Source organism: Bacillus sp. PDNC022 (genome assembly GCF_016919285.1).
In the GTDB taxonomy this organism is placed as follows: domain Bacteria; phylum Bacillota; class Bacilli; order Bacillales; family Bacillaceae; genus Bacillus; species Bacillus safensis.
This window is the reverse complement of sequence record NZ_CP070345.1, coordinates 3223652-3240778: the sequence shown is the minus strand read 5'-3', so window position 1 is coordinate 3240778 and position 17127 is coordinate 3223652. Positions and strand designations below refer to the sequence as shown.

General features: G+C 43.6%; 16 protein-coding genes. 1 reads left to right on the top strand and 15 read right to left on the bottom strand.

From position 1 onward, the window contains the following. Positions 1-63: 63 nt before the first annotated feature. The 7 genes from rpmE to JVX94_RS16500 all read right to left on the bottom strand — a co-directional run bounded on the left by rpmE (position 64) and on the right by JVX94_RS16500 (position 6741). The gene (gene rpmE / locus JVX94_RS16530; RefSeq protein ID WP_003215407.1) at positions 64-264 is read right to left on the bottom strand and encodes a 50S ribosomal protein L31; all 201 of its coding nucleotides are present in this window, start codon (positions 262-264) and stop codon (positions 64-66) included. Between the two features lie 132 nt (positions 265-396). Then, positions 397-1680: a transcription termination factor Rho gene (gene rho, locus JVX94_RS16525; protein ID WP_008354975.1), complete on the bottom strand. Its 1284-nt coding sequence runs from the start codon at positions 1678-1680 to the stop codon at positions 397-399. A gap of 365 nt (positions 1681-2045) precedes the next feature. Further along, the gene (gene glpX / locus JVX94_RS16520) at positions 2046-3011 is read right to left on the bottom strand and encodes a class II fructose-bisphosphatase (protein ID WP_012011567.1); all 966 of its coding nucleotides are present in this window, start codon (positions 3009-3011) and stop codon (positions 2046-2048) included. Positions 3012-3043: 32 nt separating this feature from the next. Beyond that, positions 3044-4333 carry a UDP-N-acetylglucosamine 1-carboxyvinyltransferase gene (locus JVX94_RS16515; RefSeq protein WP_024423746.1) on the bottom strand — a complete coding sequence of 430 codons (1290 nt, stop codon included), beginning with the start codon at positions 4331-4333 and terminating at the stop codon, positions 3044-3046. Positions 4334-4580: 247 nt separating this feature from the next. After that, complete coding sequence (fsa, locus tag JVX94_RS16510; RefSeq protein ID WP_003215343.1) at positions 4581-5219, bottom strand: fructose-6-phosphate aldolase; 639 nt, start codon at positions 5217-5219, stop codon at positions 4581-4583. Positions 5220-5330: 111 nt separating this feature from the next. Then, positions 5331-6188, bottom strand: a complete 858-nt coding sequence (locus JVX94_RS16505) for a class II fructose-bisphosphate aldolase (protein WP_024423748.1) — start codon at positions 6186-6188, stop codon at positions 5331-5333. Between the two features lie 178 nt (positions 6189-6366). Further along, complete coding sequence (locus JVX94_RS16500; protein WP_003214681.1) at positions 6367-6741, bottom strand: response regulator; 375 nt, start codon at positions 6739-6741, stop codon at positions 6367-6369. A gap of 180 nt (positions 6742-6921) precedes the next feature. Here JVX94_RS16500 and JVX94_RS16495 point away from each other — a divergent pair, with 180 nt between their 5' ends. Beyond that, positions 6922-7452, top strand: coding sequence for a DUF2529 domain-containing protein (locus JVX94_RS16495; RefSeq protein ID WP_205183841.1), 531 nt, complete (start codon positions 6922-6924; stop codon positions 7450-7452). A gap of 40 nt (positions 7453-7492) precedes the next feature. Here the strand turns inward: JVX94_RS16495 and pyrG are convergent, their stop codons facing one another. The 8 genes from pyrG to JVX94_RS16455 form a co-directional block, all read right to left on the bottom strand. Further along, positions 7493-9100, bottom strand: coding sequence for a glutamine hydrolyzing CTP synthase (gene pyrG, locus JVX94_RS16490; protein ID WP_048237659.1), 1608 nt, complete (start codon positions 9098-9100; stop codon positions 7493-7495). A 239-nt stretch (positions 9101-9339) separates the two neighbouring features. Further along, positions 9340-9879, bottom strand: coding sequence for a DNA-directed RNA polymerase subunit delta (gene rpoE, locus JVX94_RS16485; RefSeq protein ID WP_095409781.1), 540 nt, complete (start codon positions 9877-9879; stop codon positions 9340-9342). A gap of 248 nt (positions 9880-10127) precedes the next feature. Continuing rightward, complete coding sequence (locus JVX94_RS16480) at positions 10128-10325, bottom strand: hypothetical protein (RefSeq protein ID WP_095409782.1); 198 nt, start codon at positions 10323-10325, stop codon at positions 10128-10130. Between the two features lie 136 nt (positions 10326-10461). Continuing rightward, a complete protein-coding gene (locus JVX94_RS16475) occupies positions 10462-11604 on the bottom strand; it encodes an acyl-CoA dehydrogenase (RefSeq protein WP_205183839.1) in 1143 nt (380 codons plus the stop codon). Between the two features lie 16 nt (positions 11605-11620). Further along, complete coding sequence (locus tag JVX94_RS16470) at positions 11621-12733, bottom strand: acyl-CoA dehydrogenase family protein (protein WP_205183837.1); 1113 nt, start codon at positions 12731-12733, stop codon at positions 11621-11623. Positions 12734-12744: 11 nt separating this feature from the next. Beyond that, positions 12745-13608, bottom strand: a complete 864-nt coding sequence (locus tag JVX94_RS16465) for a 3-hydroxybutyryl-CoA dehydrogenase (protein ID WP_205183835.1) — start codon at positions 13606-13608, stop codon at positions 12745-12747. After that, entirely contained in the window at positions 13608-14801 is a 1194-nt protein-coding gene (locus JVX94_RS16460; protein WP_111290580.1) for an acetyl-CoA C-acetyltransferase, read from the bottom strand. Before JVX94_RS16460 ends, JVX94_RS16465 begins: the two co-directional genes overlap by 1 nt. Positions 14802-14904: 103 nt before the next feature. Next, the gene (locus JVX94_RS16455; protein ID WP_144483813.1) at positions 14905-17016 is read right to left on the bottom strand and encodes a heterodisulfide reductase-related iron-sulfur binding cluster; all 2112 of its coding nucleotides are present in this window, start codon (positions 17014-17016) and stop codon (positions 14905-14907) included. Positions 17017-17127: the final 111 nt, after the last annotated feature.

The window sequence follows — 17127 nt, the reverse complement described above, 5'->3', positions numbered from 1 at the left end:
TTCCATCAATCCACGTAAAAAAACAGGCAAGAACGGATTCCTGCCTGTTTATTGTATCTATTATTACTTAAGACCGTATTTTTTGTTAAAGCGGTCAACACGTCCATCAGCAGAAGCGAATTTTTGACGGCCTGTATAGAAAGGATGGCACTCAGAGCAAATCTCGATGCGTACCTCTTCTTTTACTGATCCAGTTTCAAACTCATTTCCACAAGCGCATTTGACTGTAGCTTTTTTGTAGTTAGGATGAATTCCTGTTTTCATCTACTGTCATCTCCTTCCGCCCTGAATCCAATTCGGAAACAGAGTTAATATCTCAGAAATAAATTCTGAAACGCACATGATAAAATTATAACAGTGAGAGTCTATGATTGCAAATGTATTTTTTCAAGGAAGCTATCTTCTTGATGCAGACATATTGGCTTGTTTCCATTCTTGCGTTAAAATATCGAAAAATTCTTGGTTTGTCTTTGTTTTTCTCATTTTGCGCATGAACTTCTCAGCAAAGTCAGGTGTATCTGACATCGATTTTCTCATCGCCCATAGACGATCAAGATGCTCTTTTGGCACAAGCAGTTCTTCTTTTCTCGTACCAGAACGGCGAATGTCGATCGCAGGGAAGATTCTTCTTTCGGCCAAAGAACGGTCCAAATGAAGCTCCATGTTCCCAGTTCCTTTAAACTCCTCATAAATCACGTCATCCATACGTGATCCTGTATCAACAAGTGCAGTGGCTAAAATCGTCAAGCTTCCGCCTTCTTCAATGTTACGCGCAGCACCAAAGAAGCGTTTTGGACGATGGAATGCCGCCGGATCAATACCGCCTGAAAGCGTTCGGCCGCTTGGCGGAATCACAAGGTTGTATGCACGAGCAAGCCTTGTGATGCTGTCCATTAAGATGATGACATCTTTTTTATGTTCAACAAGACGCATCGCACGCTCTAAGACAAGCTCTGCTACTTTAATGTGGTTTTCTGGTACTTCGTCAAAGGTTGAACTAACAACATCCCCTGCAACAGAACGTTCGATATCTGTTACTTCTTCTGGTCGTTCGTCAATCAAAAGGACAATCAGCTCTGCCTCTGGGTGATTTTCAGAAATGCTGTTGGCAATCTCTTTAAGCAAAATGGTTTTCCCAGCCTTAGGCGGTGCAACGATTAAACCACGCTGTCCAAATCCAACTGGCGCCATCATGTCCATAATTCTAGTAGACAGGTGATTAGGCTGTGTTTCAAGAATCATTTGGCGGTCAGGAAATAGCGGTGTGAGAGCAGGAAAGTGAACACGTTCCTTTGCTGATTCTGGGTCGTCCCCATTTACCGCTTCTACATGAAGGAGGCCATAGTAGCGTTCATTTTCTTTTGGAGGTCGTACCTTTCCAGACACTTTATCTCCATTTCGTAAATCAAAGCGTCTGATTTGTGAAGCTGAAATATAAATGTCTTCAGAACTTGGGGAGTAGTTAATCGGTCTTAAGAAACCAAATCCCTCAGACTGAATAATTTCAAGAACCCCTTCCATAAATAAGAGATCCTCTTGCTCAGCGTTCGCCTTTAAGATGGCAAAAATTAATTCTTTTTTTGTTAGTTTGCTGTAATAAGAGATTTTGTATCGCTTTGCTAACTCATACAGCTCTTTTAATTTCATATTTTCCAAAGATGAAATCGAAACATCTTTCAATATGGACACCACACTTTTCTAGTCAATGTATTTCTTACAAATGCATGACCATTGTATTTGATTAGCTTTTAATTCCGTTGTTGTTGGAATGACCTCGCTCTGATGGTAACGCTCCCACTCGTTTTATCGTGAAAGATAGGAACAATGTGAAATAGAGCTTTGTCAACATAGAGAAGGATAATGAGTATATCGTCATGATGCGGCAGTATTTAAACTTTGTTGAAGCTTAAAAGAAGTAAATTCGCAGAAAATTTCGCAGCACTCTTTAGTTTTACCTCATTTGCAGAGAATATTCAACTTTAAAAAGAAAATGATATACATTTGACACCTATATGAAAAGCGGGTAATGAATACCCGCTTTCAGATTACGGACGAATGACAAGATTCGGTTTTTTCTTTAAGCTGTGTCTGCCGTCTACGAAACGAACCGTACCTGATTTCGCACGCATGACAACACTATGTGTTGTTCCAACAGAGCCTTTGAATTGAACACCTTTAAGTAATTCGCCGTCTGTTACACCTGTCGCTGCAAAAATGGCGTCATCTCCTTTTACGAGATCTTCCATTCTGAGGACTTTACCAACATCCAGCCCCATTTTCTCACAGCGTCTTAATTCTTCTTCACTTTGAGGAAGAAGCTTACCATGAATTTCACCACCAAGTGCCTTTAATGCAACAGCAGAAAGGACACCCTCAGGCGCTCCACCTGAACCAAATAGAATATCAACACCTGTGTGATCAAATGCTGTATTAATGGCTCCTGCAACGTCACCATCATCGATCAGTTTAATTCTTGCTCCTGCTTCTCTCAGCTCAGCAATAATTTTCTCATGTCGATCTCTGTTTAAAATCGTTGCTACCACATCTTCAATATCTTTGTTTTTCGCTTTTGCAACAGCGCGAAGATTATCAATGACAGGCGCTTCAATGTCGATGCAGCCTACCGCTTCTGGACCTACTGCGATCTTATCCATGTACATATCAGGTGCATTCAGCAAGTTGCCATGATCTGCAACTGCAATGACAGCTAAGGCATTCCAGCCGCCGCTTGCCACAATGTTTGTTCCTTCTAATGGATCAACAGCGACATCCACGCGAGGTCCATATCCGTTCCCAAGCTTTTCCCCAATATAAAGCATTGGTGCTTCGTCCATTTCTCCTTCGCCAATGACCACTGTTCCCTTCATCGGAATGGTGTCAAATACATCACGCATTGCACTTGTTGCAGCATCATCCGCTTCGTCTTTTAATCCTCTTCCCATCCAACGGGCAGATTTTAATGCGGCTGCTTCTGTCACCCGTACTAGTTCCATCGATAAACTTCTTTCCATTTTTGTCCAAATCTCCTCTCACAGTCAAAGCCTTATGAATTTTGAAGTTCTTCTATTTCTTGGTCATTCAGCTTTTCACGCCAGATGGTTGCACCCAAGCCTTCAAGCTTCTTCTCAAGCAAACTATATCCTCTGTCTATATGTTCAAGCCCTGTGATTTCGGTCACACCGTCTGCCATTAACCCTGCGACAACAAGGCAAGCCCCTGCACGCAGATCACTTGCTTTGACCTTTGCTCCTTGGAGCTGCGTTTGTCCGGTAATAATAGCAGATCTTCCTTCGACCTTCATGTTTGCACCCATTCGACGCAATTCGTCAATGTGCTTAAAACGGGCTGAGTAGATCGTATCTGTGACCACACTCGTGCCCTTCGCTTTTGTTAACAGCGCCGTCATCGGCTGCTGAAGGTCAGTCGGAAAGCCCGGATACACAAGGGTTTTGATATCGACAGGCTTGAGTCCTTCGTTTCTGCCAACGATCAGCATCTGATCGTTGCTCGTTTCAATGGTGAACCCCATTTCTCTAAGTTTCGCCGTAATTGATTCTAAATGAGTTGGGATCACATTATCAAGTACAACTTCATCTCCCATCGCTGCACCAGCTATTAAAAATGTTCCTGCTTCGATGCGGTCAGGGATGATTGAATGCTTACATCCATGAAGAGATTCTACACCTTCGATTCGAATGACATCGGTACCCGCACCCTTGATTTTGGCTCCCATGCTTGCAAGCAGTGTCGCTACATCAATAATTTCGGGTTCCTTTGCAGCATTTTCAATCACCGTTTTTCCTTCAGCCAGTACGGCTGCCAGCATGATGTTGATCGTCGCACCTACACTGACAACATCAAGATAAATACGGGCTCCAACTAATTTTTCAGCGCGCAAATAAATCGCACCCTGCTCGTTTGTCACCTCGGCTCCAAGTGCTTCAAAACCTTTGATATGCTGATCAATCGGCCGAGGTCCTAAGTGGCATCCTCCTGGCAGTCCGATGACAGCCTGCTTGAATCTGCCCAGCATGGCCCCCATTAAATAATAGGATGCACGCAGTTTTTTCACTTTTCCATTAGGAAGCGGCATACTGATCATGGAAACAGGATTGACGACCATTTCACCTTTTTCAAAAGTGACCTTTCCGCCAATTTCTTCTAACAGATCTCGTAATGTGTCGATATCTGATATATGCGGAAGGCCTTCAATGGTTACTGGAGAATCAGCAAGAATCGTGGCAGGAATCAGTGCAACTGCACTATTTTTCGCACCACTAATATGTACGGTCCCGCGCAAGGGGTCACCGCCGGCAATGTTTAACTTTTCCATATTTGTCTCCCTTCTTAAAGAAGATCACTGTTGGAGTTATACTGTTTGTGGATGTCGCGCTTTAAAAGGTCTTGTCCAAAATTTAGCCAATATCAAGAGAAAGAATACAGGTTAAACGAAATTTGTCGGAAGAAAAATAATCGAAGCTTTGCGAGGCTGTGATGTTCTCTTCTTTGCACAAAACATTTCTTAGCGTTTATAAGGAAAACTGCGGCAAACGAGAGACAATCCCGCCTGCCACAATCACTTATTTATTCCAGTCTGCTAAAAATTGCTCAATGCCTGCATCCGTTAATGGGTGTTTCGTCAGCTGCTTGATGACTTTCAGCGGCATTGTGCCGATATGAGCACCTCTAAGCGCAGCTTCTGTCACATGCTGCGGGTGACGAATGGATGCAGCAATAATTTGTGTATCTAATCCATGAACATCAAAAATAGTTTTCACTTCGCTGATGAGATCAAGACCATTTTGGCCAATGTCATCTAAGCGGCCGAGGAATGGAGAGACATACGTCGCACCAGCTCTAGCTGCAAGAAGTGCCTGGTTTGCACTAAAAATCAATGTGACGTTTGTTTTAATTCCAAGGTCAGTTAATGCTTTGACAGCTTTAAGACCATCTGTAGTCATTGGAATTTTAACCGTGATATTTGGTGCGATGGCAGCAAGCTCTTTTCCTTCTTCAATCATTTCCTCTGCTTTTAGGGAAATCACTTCTGCACTGACAGAACCCGATACGACGTCAGTGATTTCACGAAGGCGGTCGTGGAATGATACGTCCTTTTCTTTCGCTACTAAACTAGGGTTTGTTGTGACGCCTGCTAAAATGCCAAGCTCGTGCGCCTCTTTGATGTCTGCAATATTTGCTGTATCTACGAAAAATAACATAACTGTGCCACTCTCCTATCAATAAATTGTCTGAAATGTAAATTTGATTGCGCTTTCTCAAGATATGGAGAAAACCGCCTGTGACTCAGGCGGCTTTCGGTTCTCATCAAATTATGCTTGGTTAGAAGAACCAAATTCGCGCATTTTGCCGATAACAGTCGCTTTAATTGCGTCACGAGCTGGTCCAAGATATTTACGTGGATCATACTCTTCTGTTTTTGCAGCAAGTGTTTCGCGTACTGCTTTCGCAGAAGCAATTTGGTTTTCAGTGTTTACATTGATTTTTGCTGTACCAAGTGAAATTGCACGCTTGATGTCAGCAGTTGGGATACCTGTTCCACCGTGAAGAACAAGTGGAAGACCAGTTGTTTTACCAATTTCTTCCATTTCAGCGAAACCAAGGTTTGGTTCACCTTTGTATGGACCATGTACTGAACCTAGTGCAGGTGCAAGGCAGTCAATACCAGTACGTTCTACAAGCTCTTGGCACTCTTTTGGATCAGCATAAATAACGCCCTCAGCGATGACGTCATCTTCTTGCCCACCAACAGTTCCAAGTTCAGCTTCTACAGACACACCATGGAAATGTGCAAGTTCAACGACTTTCGCAGTTGTTTCCACATTCTCATCGAATGGGTGGTGAGAAGCATCGATCATGACAGAAGTAAATCCTGCATGAATCGCTTTTGCACAAGATTCAAAGCTTGAACCGTGATCTAAATGAATCGCAACAGGAACTGTTACATTATATTCTTCGATTAACGCTTTAACCATTGCGACAACTGTTTTGAAGCCGCCCATGTAGCGTCCTGCTCCTTCAGATACTCCTAAAATAACAGGAGATTTCTCTTCTTCAGCAGCTTGTAAAATCGCTTGCGTGAATTCTAAGTTATTTAAGTTAAACTGTCCAACAGCGTAACCTTTTTCCTTTGCGTCTTTCAACATTTCTGTCATTGAAACTAAAGGCATGATGAAAAATCCTCCCTATGTAGCTAATTTGCTTGCTAAAAAAAGCTCTCCACCCTAGCATGACCAGAATTTCTCGCCATATGTAAACTTTCAAAGTCAGATCGCTTTCTTCTTCTTTTCTAGAATACCAATTATTCGACAAATCGGCAACAGAATGACTCGATTCAATCATTTCCATCTAGCCATTTGTTTCAAGCGGCAGGTATTCTTTGACAGCATCTCGGATTTCATCAATATCAAAAGGCTTAGCGAAGTGCGTCAAGGCACCGAGTTCTTTGGATTCTTGGATCATATCTAATTCACCATAAGCTGTCATAATGATGACACGGATGTCTTCATCAATTAATTTCATCCGTTTTAAAATTTCGATACCATCCATTCCGGGAATTTTCATATCAAGCAGGACAAGGTTCGGTCTATGGTTTTTCACAATATCTAATGCCTGAAGTCCATTGGCAGCTTGAAAGGTTTGATAGCCTTCTTTATGAAACACTTCATTCAATAATATTCTAATACCGTACTGATCATCGACAATTAAAATTTTCTCATTCATCTGTTACACCCCATTGCTTTCATTTTTCGCCATAAAAAGAGCTGTTGTTAAATAATTCTGTTTGATTTTCACATTTCCTTTAATTATAATAGTTTACTTTACGACATTTTCTGAGCATTTTTCCTAATATTCTCTTTATATTCTATTATAAAATGATCTGACCGAAGGAGGAAATGAGTCTTGTTAAAAATTTTTACGACCCAGTTATCAGGTATTTTTTCACGTATTGGAGAAAAGCAGGCTGAAGCGATTGAGGACGGTGCACGCCTTCTTGCACAGGCCGTTGTCAGTGGACATGCCGTTTATTTTCACGGGAAGAATGAGCTGGCTGCTGTCGCCTTAGAGGCATCTGAAAGCAAGGAGCCGTTTCCCGGTGCGAAGGTACTGCCGCTCGATCAAAAGGAGCGCAGCTTACTTCATCCAAGTGACAGGGTGCTGTTATTTTATTCAGACCCAGAAGATCAAGAAATTCAGTCTCTTGTAAAAGAACTGCACGAACAAGGTACGCCCGTTGTTGGTGTAGGGCCAGCACAAAAGGAGCCTTCCACGATTGAAGAGCATTGTGATGTCCACATTGATTTTCAGCTCAAGAAACCGCTTGTGCCCGCTGAAGATGGGACAAGGTTTGGTTATCCGGCTTTAATGACCTGCTTATACGTCTACCACGCTCTATCGTTTACTGTGAAAGAAATCGTAGAGGAATATGAATAAAAAAACTGCCGAGAAGTGATATTCTCGGCAGTTTTTTGTTTTATTTTGATTCAGATGCTTGAAGTGAAGCACCAACGAAATCTCTAAATAATGGCTGTGGTCTAGTCGGTCTTGAGACGAATTCTGGGTGGAACTGAGAAGCTAGGAACCAAGGGTGATCCTTCAGCTCGATAATTTCAACAAGACGTCCATCTGGGCTTGTACCAGAGAAGACAAAGCCTGCTGCTTCCATTTGCTGTCTGAATTCGTTATTAAACTCGTAGCGATGACGGTGGCGTTCGTAGACCACTTCGTCATTGTATGCTGCAAATGCTTTTGAGTCTTCATTTAATTTACAAGGATATAGACCGAGACGAAGTGTTCCGCCTAGATCATCTACATCCTTCTGTTCTGGAAGAAGGTCAATGATTGGGAATGCTGTTTCAGGATCAATTTCCGCTGAATGAGCTCCCTCAAGCCCTAATACGTTTCTTGCGTATTCGATAGATGCCACTTGCATTCCTAAGCAGATTCCGAAGAATGGCACTTTGTTTTCACGAGCATATTGTGTGGCAATGATTTTCCCTTCTACTCCGCGGTCTCCGAAGCCTCCAGGAACAATAATACCGTCAACATCTTGTACGAAATCAGCGATATTCTCTGCTGTCACTTCTTCTGCATTGATCCATTTAATTTGAACATCTGCATCAAATGCATAACCAGCATGACGAAGTGATTCAACGACAGAAATATACGCATCTTGCAGCTCAACATATTTCCCTACAAGACCAATTGTGACTTGTTTCGAAAGGTTTTGCACTTTATCAACAAGGGCTGTCCACTCCGTCATGTCCGCATCTTGGCAGTCAAGTTTCATATGTTCACATACTAGCTTGTCCAGCCCTTGTTTTTGTAAATCAAGCGGAATGGAGTATAGCGTATCTGCATCCTGACATTCGATAACAGCTTTTGTATCAATATCACAAAATAGCGCAATTTTGTCCTTCATATCTTGTGCCAAAGGCATTTCCGTTCTGACCACGATGACGTTTGGCTGAATACCAAGACTGCGAAGTTCTTTTACACTATGCTGTGTTGGTTTTGTTTTCAATTCACCCGCTGCACGGATGTAAGGAACGAGGGTACAATGAATGTACATCACGTTTTCACGTCCGATGTCACTCTTCATTTGACGAATGGCTTCAAGGAATGGAAGGGATTCGATATCTCCTACTGTTCCGCCGATTTCTGTAATGACCACATCTGCACCCGTTTCTTTTCCGGCACGGTACACGCGGTCTTTGATTTCATTTGTAATGTGGGGAATGACCTGTACTGTTCCACCTAAGTAGTCACCGCGGCGCTCTTTCTTCAGAACAGTAGAGTAGATTTTACCAGTTGTGACGTTGCTGTACTTATTTAAGTTAATATCAATGAAACGCTCGTAGTGACCTAAGTCAAGGTCTGTTTCAGCACCATCATCTGTGACAAAAACCTCACCGTGCTGGTATGGACTCATTGTCCCTGGGTCTACGTTGATGTATGGATCGAATTTTTGAATGGTGACATCCATCCCTCTATTTTTCAGAAGGCGGCCTAACGATGCAGCCGTGATTCCTTTTCCAAGTGAGGATACAACTCCTCCTGTTACAAAAATATACTTTGTCATTTCGTATGCTCCTCTCTTTTTTACCCTTGCATGTCTACACATGCACAGCTTCATCCTTTTTAGAGTGTATCCCTAAATCTCTTGAAAAATAAGAAAGCTCCCTTTCAAATAAATGAAAGGGAGCGTAAATGAACGTATCTTTACGTACTCTTTTTTAGAGAGCCCAAAATACATACTACATAGTTCGCTCTCGAAAGTCAAGACGGTTTTGTCCTGTTTTGAGGACCGGTTTGAGAGGGTTATTTGTCTTCCTCATCATCGTCTAAATCGTCTTCATCAATCTCCGTTAAGCCGTCATCATCTTCATCATCATCTTCGTCGAAGTCTTCAATATCTTCATCAATTTCTTCATCATCGTCTAGGTCGAGATCATCGTCGTCTTCAACAAGATCAAGGTCTTCTTCAAGCTCGTCGATTTCTTCTTCCTCTTCGATCTCATCGAAGTCTTCTTCAACGACAGCTGCTTTTGCTTTTTTCTTTTTCGCTTTTGTTTTCACAGCTGGCTGAACTTCTTCTTCGATTTGATCAACTGGATACCAGCTGCGAAGTCCCCATCTCTGATCACCTAACGAAATAAAGCGGCCATCTATATTTAAGTCTGTATAGAATTGAGCAAGTCGATCATCAAGATCGGATTTTTGTATTCCTTGCAAACGGATAATTTCATCTATTAACTCGGAAAACGTAATTGGTGTTTTGCTGTCTCTGAAAATTTCATATGCAAGTTCAACTAAAGACATTTGTTTGAGCTGTTCCTGTGAGTATTCTTTCAAACTCAAGGTCAGACACTCCCTTTCTATTACATGTATGTATCCATTTATCAGTGAAATAATAAGTATTTATACCTTATTCTTACGACAAACCATACCTCTCATTATAAACAAATTAGGGGAGTTTATGCCACCTTTATTGATGTTAATTTTTGATTTTTCTCAAGGGGAGCGCCTAGAACTTCATCATCCGCGTTAAATTGGACTAGATCTTGTGTACGGCATGCCTTTTGTCGTTCCGTTTTTTCTCGTCTATTTTAAAATGGGATGTTCTGAATGAGTGAGATAACGACAGGAATCGTGAATAACATTCCAGCAGACATGAGTACGATTAGTTTTCTGCGGCTGTTTTCTTTTTCTTCCTGCTTTTTTGGAGATTTCGAAAGCTCCGCAGACACCATGATCCAGATAACCATCGTGACGATTGCCAAAATGGCCATAAATGTTGAGTTCATCATCATAACCTCCATATTGATATTTTCCCTAATTTTAACATAACACGATGGTGATATGGATGAACATTGAAAATTTGAAAACTGCATGACGAACGAAAACAGACCACCTCACGTTCAGGCGGTCTTTGCTTGTTTTCTACATATCTAGCAGTTTCCTTGAGATGACCAAACGCTGGATTTCCTGAGTTCCTTCATAAATTTGAGTGATTTTCGCATCGCGCATGTATCGTTCGACTGGGTAATCCTTTGTGTAGCCATACCCGCCGAAGATTTGAACCGCTTCTGTCGTCACCTTCATCGCTGTATCACCAGCAAAGAGCTTGGACATGGCTGATTCCTTTCCATACGGGAGGCCTTTCGTTTCGAGCCATGCCGCTTGGTAAGTAAGCAGCCTTGATGCTTCAATCGCTGTTGCCATATCAGCCAGCTTAAAGGCGATCCCTTGCTGCTGAATAATTGGTTTGCCAAATTGTTTACGCTCCTTGGCATACTGAACCGCCGCATCAAGAGCGCCTTGAGCAATCCCAACTGCCTGTGCAGCAATGCCGTTTCTGCCGCCATCGAGCGTCATCATCGCTATTTTGAACCCTTCTCCTTCTGCACCGAGCCGGTTCCTTTCATGGATTCGGCAATCTTCAAATCGAATTTCAGTTGTTGGCGATGAGCGTATGCCCAATTTGCTTTCCTTTTTGCCAACGGAAAAACCAGGTGTCTCTTTTTCTACAATAAAAGCGGTTGTATTTCGAGATGCAGCTTCTGGGTCTGTTACAGCAAACACAATATAATAATCTGCAATGCCTCCATTTGTAATAAAAATTTTCGACCCGTTCAAGACATATTCACTGCCTGCCTTTACGGCCGTTGTCTTCATTCTGCCAGCATCTGAACCAGAACTGCTCTCAGTAAGTGCGTATGCTCCTATCTTCTGCCCTTCTGCAAGCGGCTTTAAATAGGTCTCTTTTTGTTCATCTGTTCCGAAAGTATAGATTGGCCATGATGCAAGAGATGTATGAGCGGACAGTGTGACACCTGTAGACGCGCACACTCTTGAAAGCTCCTCAACTGCTATGACGTAGGCTAAATAGTCACTGCCAATTCCGCCCACGTCTTCCGGCCAAGGGATACCCGTTAAACCGAGCTCTGCCATTTTGCGAAAAATAGATGGGTCATATGTCTCTGTTTCGTCTCGCTCTGCTGCTGTTGGCTCCACTTCATTTTTCGCAAAGTCTCTCACCATTTTTTGAATCATTTCATGTTCGTCACTTAATTGGAACTGCATCGTGAGCCACCTCGTTTCATATTAGCTGTTTACAGATGACCAGCCTTTGAATTTCACTTGTTCCTTCATAGATTTCACAAATTTTCGCATCACGAAAGTAACGTTCTGCTTGATAACGATTCGTATAACCATCCATGCCTAGCAAATGGAGCGCTTCTGTACAGATTTCCACCGCTGTTTTTGACGCAAACAGCTTTGCCATTGATGCTTCTTTGGTGACTGGACGATTTGCCTCTTTGAAAGAAGCCGCTTGATAGACGAGCAGTTTGGCCGCCTCAAACTTCGCCGCCAAATCGCCCAGCCGAATGGTCGTTTCAAGACCTGCTGGATGTTTCTTTAAATAGGTTACTGCCTCGGTTAAAGCGGCTTCTGCAATGCCAAGGCTTTGAGCTGCAATTCCGATTCTCCCTGCATTTAAGCTGGACATTGCAATTTGAAAGCCTTCTCCTTCTGCGCCGAGCAGCTGATCTTTTGGAATCCGCACGCCATCAAAATGAAGCGTGACTGTTTTTGAACCGTGCAGTCCCATCTTTTTCTCATCTTTTCCAATCGTAAATCCCGGCGTATCTTTTTCGACAATGAACGCCGATATATTTTGTCTCGCAGAAGCCGGATCGGTCACCGCAAAGACAAGATACAGTTCTGCTTCTCCGCCGTTTGTGATAAAGATTTTCGTCCCATTTAATACATAACCGCCGCCCATCCGCTCTGCTCTTAACTGAATACTGGAGGCATCTGATCCAGCCTTTGGTTCAGTCAGACAAAAGGCACCCAGCTTCTCTCCTGATGCAAGCAGCGGGACATAAGTTTCTTTTTGTTCTTTCGTTCCAAAAGTCAAAATAGGCATCGTCACAACAGATGTATGAACGGACACAATGACACCGATGGTCGCACTCACTTTCGATAATTCATGGATCGCGATGATATACGTTGTAAAATCTGCACCTAAGCCTTGATACGAAGCTGGTATTGGAATTCCTAGATAGCCTTGCCGTCCCATTTCACTTAAAATTTTTTTTGGAAACCGGCCTTGTTCCATCGCTTCTACTTCAGGGAATATACGCTGGCGTGCAAATTCTGCTGTCTGTTCTCTCCAGAGACGCTGTTTATCCGTAAGCAAAACATCCATCTTGACTCCCCCTATGAGTGGTCGTGGTATGTGTAAAAACCTCTCTTTGTCTTTTTGCCCAGCCAGCCTGCATTCACGTATTTTTTCAAAAGAGGACAAGGTCGATATTTGCTGTCTCCAAGTCCCTCGTGAAGGGTATTCATAATAAATAAACATGTATCAAGTCCGATGAAATCAGCTAGACGAAGCGGCCCCATTGGGTGATTCATCCCAAGTGTCATCACGCCATCAATGCTTTCTGCATCTGCCACACCTTCATATAGGGTGTAAATGGCTTCATTGATCATTGGCATCAATATTCGGTTTGATACAAACCCTGGGAAGTCTTCCACTTCAATTGGGGTTTTGTTTAATGTTTTCGCTGTTTCATAAATAACTTGATATGTGTCATCACTCGTTTGCAGCGCTCGAATGACTTCAACCAGTTTCATGACAGGAACCGGATTCATAAAATGCATACCAATCACTTTCTCCGGTCTGCTCGTCACAGCTGCTAATTCTGTGATCGACAAGGAAGACGTGTTTGTCGCAAATATGGCCCCCGCCTCTGCAAATTGATCAAGTGTTTCAAAGATTTGTTTTTTGACACTCATTTGTTCTGATGCAGCTTCTATGACTAAATGAGCCTGTTGTACGTCTTGTAAATCTGTGGAAACGGCAAGCCGCTGCGTAATATCTCGGACTGCCTGATGTGCCAGCTTTCCTTTTTCTGCGCGCTTCGTCAGTTGTTTGGTCATGGAGGAGATCGCTCGATGAATCTGCTTTTCTGATGCATCATGGAGCAGGACTGTATAGCCTGACTGAGCAAACACTTGGGCAATGCCTGATCCCATTTGACCGGCTCCAACGACCATAACGGTCTCTTCTATACTCATCAAAAAGCGCCTCCCTTTTCATCTACCTTTATCATGATCGCATCTCCTTGACCGCCTCCACTGCAAATCGCCGCAATGCCAATGCCTCCGCCTCTTTGTCTTAATGCATGAATCAATGTCAATATGATACGTGTTCCGCTTGCCCCAATCGGATGACCGAGTGCGACAGCCCCTCCGTTGATATTCATTTTCCGCCGGTCGATCCCGGTTATTTTTTCACATGCCAGAGCCACAGCTGAAAAGGCCTCATTGATTTCAAATAAATCGATATCCTCTAGACGTTTTCCTGTTTTCTTCAAAAGCTTCTCTATGGCAAAGGCTGGTGTTTTCGGGAAATCCTTCGCCTCTACAGCAACCTGAGTATGACCGAGAACGACTGCCATTGGCTTTACGCCATGCTGCACAGCATACGTGTCTTTCATTAGAAGAAGTGCACTTGCACCATCATTGACACCTGGTGCATTTCCAGCGGTAATGGTACCCTTCTGATCAAAAACAGGCATGAGCTTTGACAGCCGTTCATATGACGTATCACGCCGCGGAGATTCATCTTCTGTGATCAGCCGTTCTCCCGTTTTTGTTTTGACGGTGACGGGGGTGATTTCATGTTGAAAAAAGCCACTTTTTTGCGCTTCGATGGCCCGTTCGTGACTTCTGAGTGCCCACAGATCCTGCTCTTCCCGCGTGATGCCAAGCTCCTTTGCAGCCATACTCCCATACTCACCCATATGAACGCCTGTAAACGAACAGGTTAACCCATCTAAAATCATCGCATCTTGTACTGCGCCATCTCCCATTTTGTAGCCCCATCGCGCTTTTTTTAGCAGATAAGGGGCATGAGACATAGATTCCATACCGCCCGCCGCGATGACCTCAGCATCACCGGCTCGAATGATTTGATCTGCCGTGCTCACACTGCGCATGCCTGATGCACAGACTTTATTGATGGTTTGTGTTGGAACAGACCAAGGAAGATCAGCATATCTTGCTGCTTGCCTTGAAGGAATCTGCCCTTGCCCTCCTTGTAAAACACTTCCCATAATGACCTCATCTATTTCATGAGAACCCGAAACTCTTTCCAGTGCAGCCTTGATCGCTATACCGCCTAGTTCTGCGGCAGTCAAACCACTGAGAGTGCCGCCTAGTTTTCCAAATGGTGTTCTTGCTCCAGATACAATGACCGTCGTACTCATGTATGCCCCTCCCCGTTTGTTACCGCTTACATATCATTTAGGCAGCTGATGAAACAGCGCCATGGATAAGCCGATGAACATCCTATTCATCGGCCTGTCATGTTTACGACACCTGCTTTCCAGCCTCACCAAACACTGATTTTTCAAGAAGTTCTGCGACATCAAATGTGCCTACCTGCTCCTCTACTTCCTTCGCCTTCGTCCCATCTCCCAGCATCGTTAAGCAATAAGGACACCCTGAGCTGATGATGGACGGCTGTACCTGTAACGCCTGCTCCGTTCGTGCAGTGTTAATCCGGGTACCCGTCTCTTCTTCCATCCACATTAAGCCCCCGCCTGCACCGCAGCACATACCAGTTTCACGGTTGCGCTCCATTTCTTTCAGCGTCACACCTGGAATGGCTTTTAAAATGTCTCTTGGCGGGTCGTACACTTCGTTATATCTGCCTAGGTAGCAAGAGTCGTGGAAGGTAATCACTTCGTTCACTTCATGTACAGGTGTTATTTTCCCTTCTTTCACTAACTCTGCCAGTAATTCAGTATGATGGTACACTTCTGCCTCAAGTCCGAAGTCTGGATATTCATTTTTAAATAAGTTATAGGCGTGTGGATCAATTGTGACGATCTTTGTGACGCCGTTTTTCTGAAATTCTTCAATGTTTTTTGCAGCAAGCTCTTGGAATAAAAATTCGTTTCCGAGTCTTCTTGGCGTATCGCCTGAGTTTTTCTCTTTATTGCCTAGGATGGCAAAGGATACTCCCGCTTCATTGAGGAGCTTTGCAAAAGCAAGTGCAATCTTTTGGCTTCGATTGTCATATGCCCCCATTGAACCAACCCAGAATAAATAATCAAAGGTTTGCTCTGCTTTTTTCAGCTCTTTCACTGTCGGCACATGCACATCTTCTCTCAGTTCACGCCAATTTTCTCTTTCTTTTCGGTTCAACCCCCACGGGTTCCCTTGGCGCTCAATGCTTGTCATGGCACGCTGTGCATCTGCGTCCATTTTTCCTTCTGTCAGCACAAGATATCTGCGCATATCAATAATCTTATCAACGTGTTCATTCATGACAGGGCATTGGTCTTCACAGTTTCGGCACGTCGTACATGCCCAGATTTCTTCTTCTGTAATGACCTCTCCAATAAGAGAAGGATGATATATAGAGCTGGCAGCCGATTCTTCGGCACCTGCTCCTCTCGCCTGCAGTGCCAGCTGGTTTCCTGTTGTCTGCTTGAAGGCAAGCTGCGGGACCCAAGGTGTCTTTGATGTAATAGCGGCCCCTTTATTGGTTAAATGATCTCTTAACCTTAAAATCAAATCCATCGGAGACAGCATCTTCCCTGTCCCTGTAGCCGGGCACATATTCGTGCAGCGCCCGCATTCCACACAGGCGTAAAGATCGATGAGCTGAGACTGACGGAAGTCTTCAATTTTTCCCACACCGAAGGTCTCTTGTGTCTCATCTTCAAAATCGATTTTTTGCAGCTTGCCTGGCGGGTCTAATCTGCTGACAAATACGTTCACAGGCCCTGCAATCAGATGAGCGTGCTTTGACTGAGGAACATAAACTAAGAATGTCAGCAAAATAAGAAGATGCACCCACCATGCGGCATAAAAAACAATCGCAGCCGCCAGAGGTGAAATTCCGCCCAGCAAGAAAGCAATACTAGAAGCGATTGGCTCAGTTGGTGATAGAGAGTGTCCATGCCAGATGATGTTCATGCCGTTCCCAAGTAACACTGTCAGCATTAAGCCGCCAATAAATAAAAGCACTAGACCCGATTTGAAGCCTCGTTTTAAACGGACAAGCTTCTCCACGTATCTTCTATGGAACGCCCATACAACCGCCACTAAAATGAGAAGTGTGACAATCTCTTGGAAAAACGTAAAGACGCCGTACACCGGACCTAAAGGAAGCCCGCTGTCTGGAATAAGCCCCTTCAGAATAAAATCAAGGGCTCCGAACTGTACAAGGATAAATCCGTAGAAAAACAGCACATGAATGATGCCGCTCTTCTTGTCCTTTAACAGCTTCTTTTGCCCAAATACGTTGACCCAAACACGCTCTAAACGTTTCTTCATGTCTTGTTGAAACTCTTCTTTTTTACCAAGACGAATATAAGCCGCTCGTGTTCGAATGAGATAAACAAACAAATACAGAGCGTAAGCGGTCACCGCCGCAAATGCGATCAAGTTGATGATTAAAAGGCTATTCATCTTGCTCCCCCTTTCATTCCCCAAAACCCTCTTTGTTCCGTTTCCATGTTGTACCTCTATCATAAATAATGAATGAGTATTCAGTCAATATTTTTTACATGTTTGGGTACA

Excerpts from the sequence above, each read along its gene's own strand:
- JVX94_RS16515 (WP_024423746.1), bottom strand. The coding sequence starts at position 4,333 with ATGGAAAAGTTAAACATTGCCGGCGGTGACCCCTTGCGCGGGACCGTA.
- glpX (WP_012011567.1), bottom strand. The coding sequence starts at position 3,011 with ATGGAAAGAAGTTTATCGATGGAACTAGTACGGGTGACAGAAGCAGCC.
- JVX94_RS16475 (WP_205183839.1), bottom strand. The coding sequence starts at position 11,604 with ATGCAGTTCCAATTAAGTGACGAACATGAAATGATTCAAAAAATGGTG.
- JVX94_RS16470 (WP_205183837.1), bottom strand. The coding sequence starts at position 12,733 with ATGGATGTTTTGCTTACGGATAAACAGCGTCTCTGGAGAGAACAGACA.
- rpmE (WP_003215407.1), bottom strand. The coding sequence starts at position 264 with ATGAAAACAGGAATTCATCCTAACTACAAAAAAGCTACAGTCAAATGC.
- fsa (WP_003215343.1), bottom strand. The coding sequence starts at position 5,219 with ATGTTATTTTTCGTAGATACAGCAAATATTGCAGACATCAAAGAGGCG.
- JVX94_RS16460 (WP_111290580.1), bottom strand. The coding sequence starts at position 14,801 with ATGAGTACGACGGTCATTGTATCTGGAGCAAGAACACCATTTGGAAAA.
- JVX94_RS16480 (WP_095409782.1), bottom strand. The coding sequence starts at position 10,325 with ATGAACTCAACATTTATGGCCATTTTGGCAATCGTCACGATGGTTATC.
- JVX94_RS16455 (WP_144483813.1), bottom strand. The coding sequence starts at position 17,016 with ATGAATAGCCTTTTAATCATCAACTTGATCGCATTTGCGGCGGTGACC.
- JVX94_RS16505 (WP_024423748.1), bottom strand. The coding sequence starts at position 6,188 with ATGCCTTTAGTTTCAATGACAGAAATGTTGAAAGACGCAAAGGAAAAA.
- JVX94_RS16465 (WP_205183835.1), bottom strand. The coding sequence starts at position 13,608 with ATGAGTATAGAAGAGACCGTTATGGTCGTTGGAGCCGGTCAAATGGGA.
- pyrG (WP_048237659.1), bottom strand. The coding sequence starts at position 9,100 with ATGACAAAGTATATTTTTGTAACAGGAGGAGTTGTATCCTCACTTGGA.
- JVX94_RS16500 (WP_003214681.1), bottom strand. The coding sequence starts at position 6,741 with ATGAATGAGAAAATTTTAATTGTCGATGATCAGTACGGTATTAGAATA.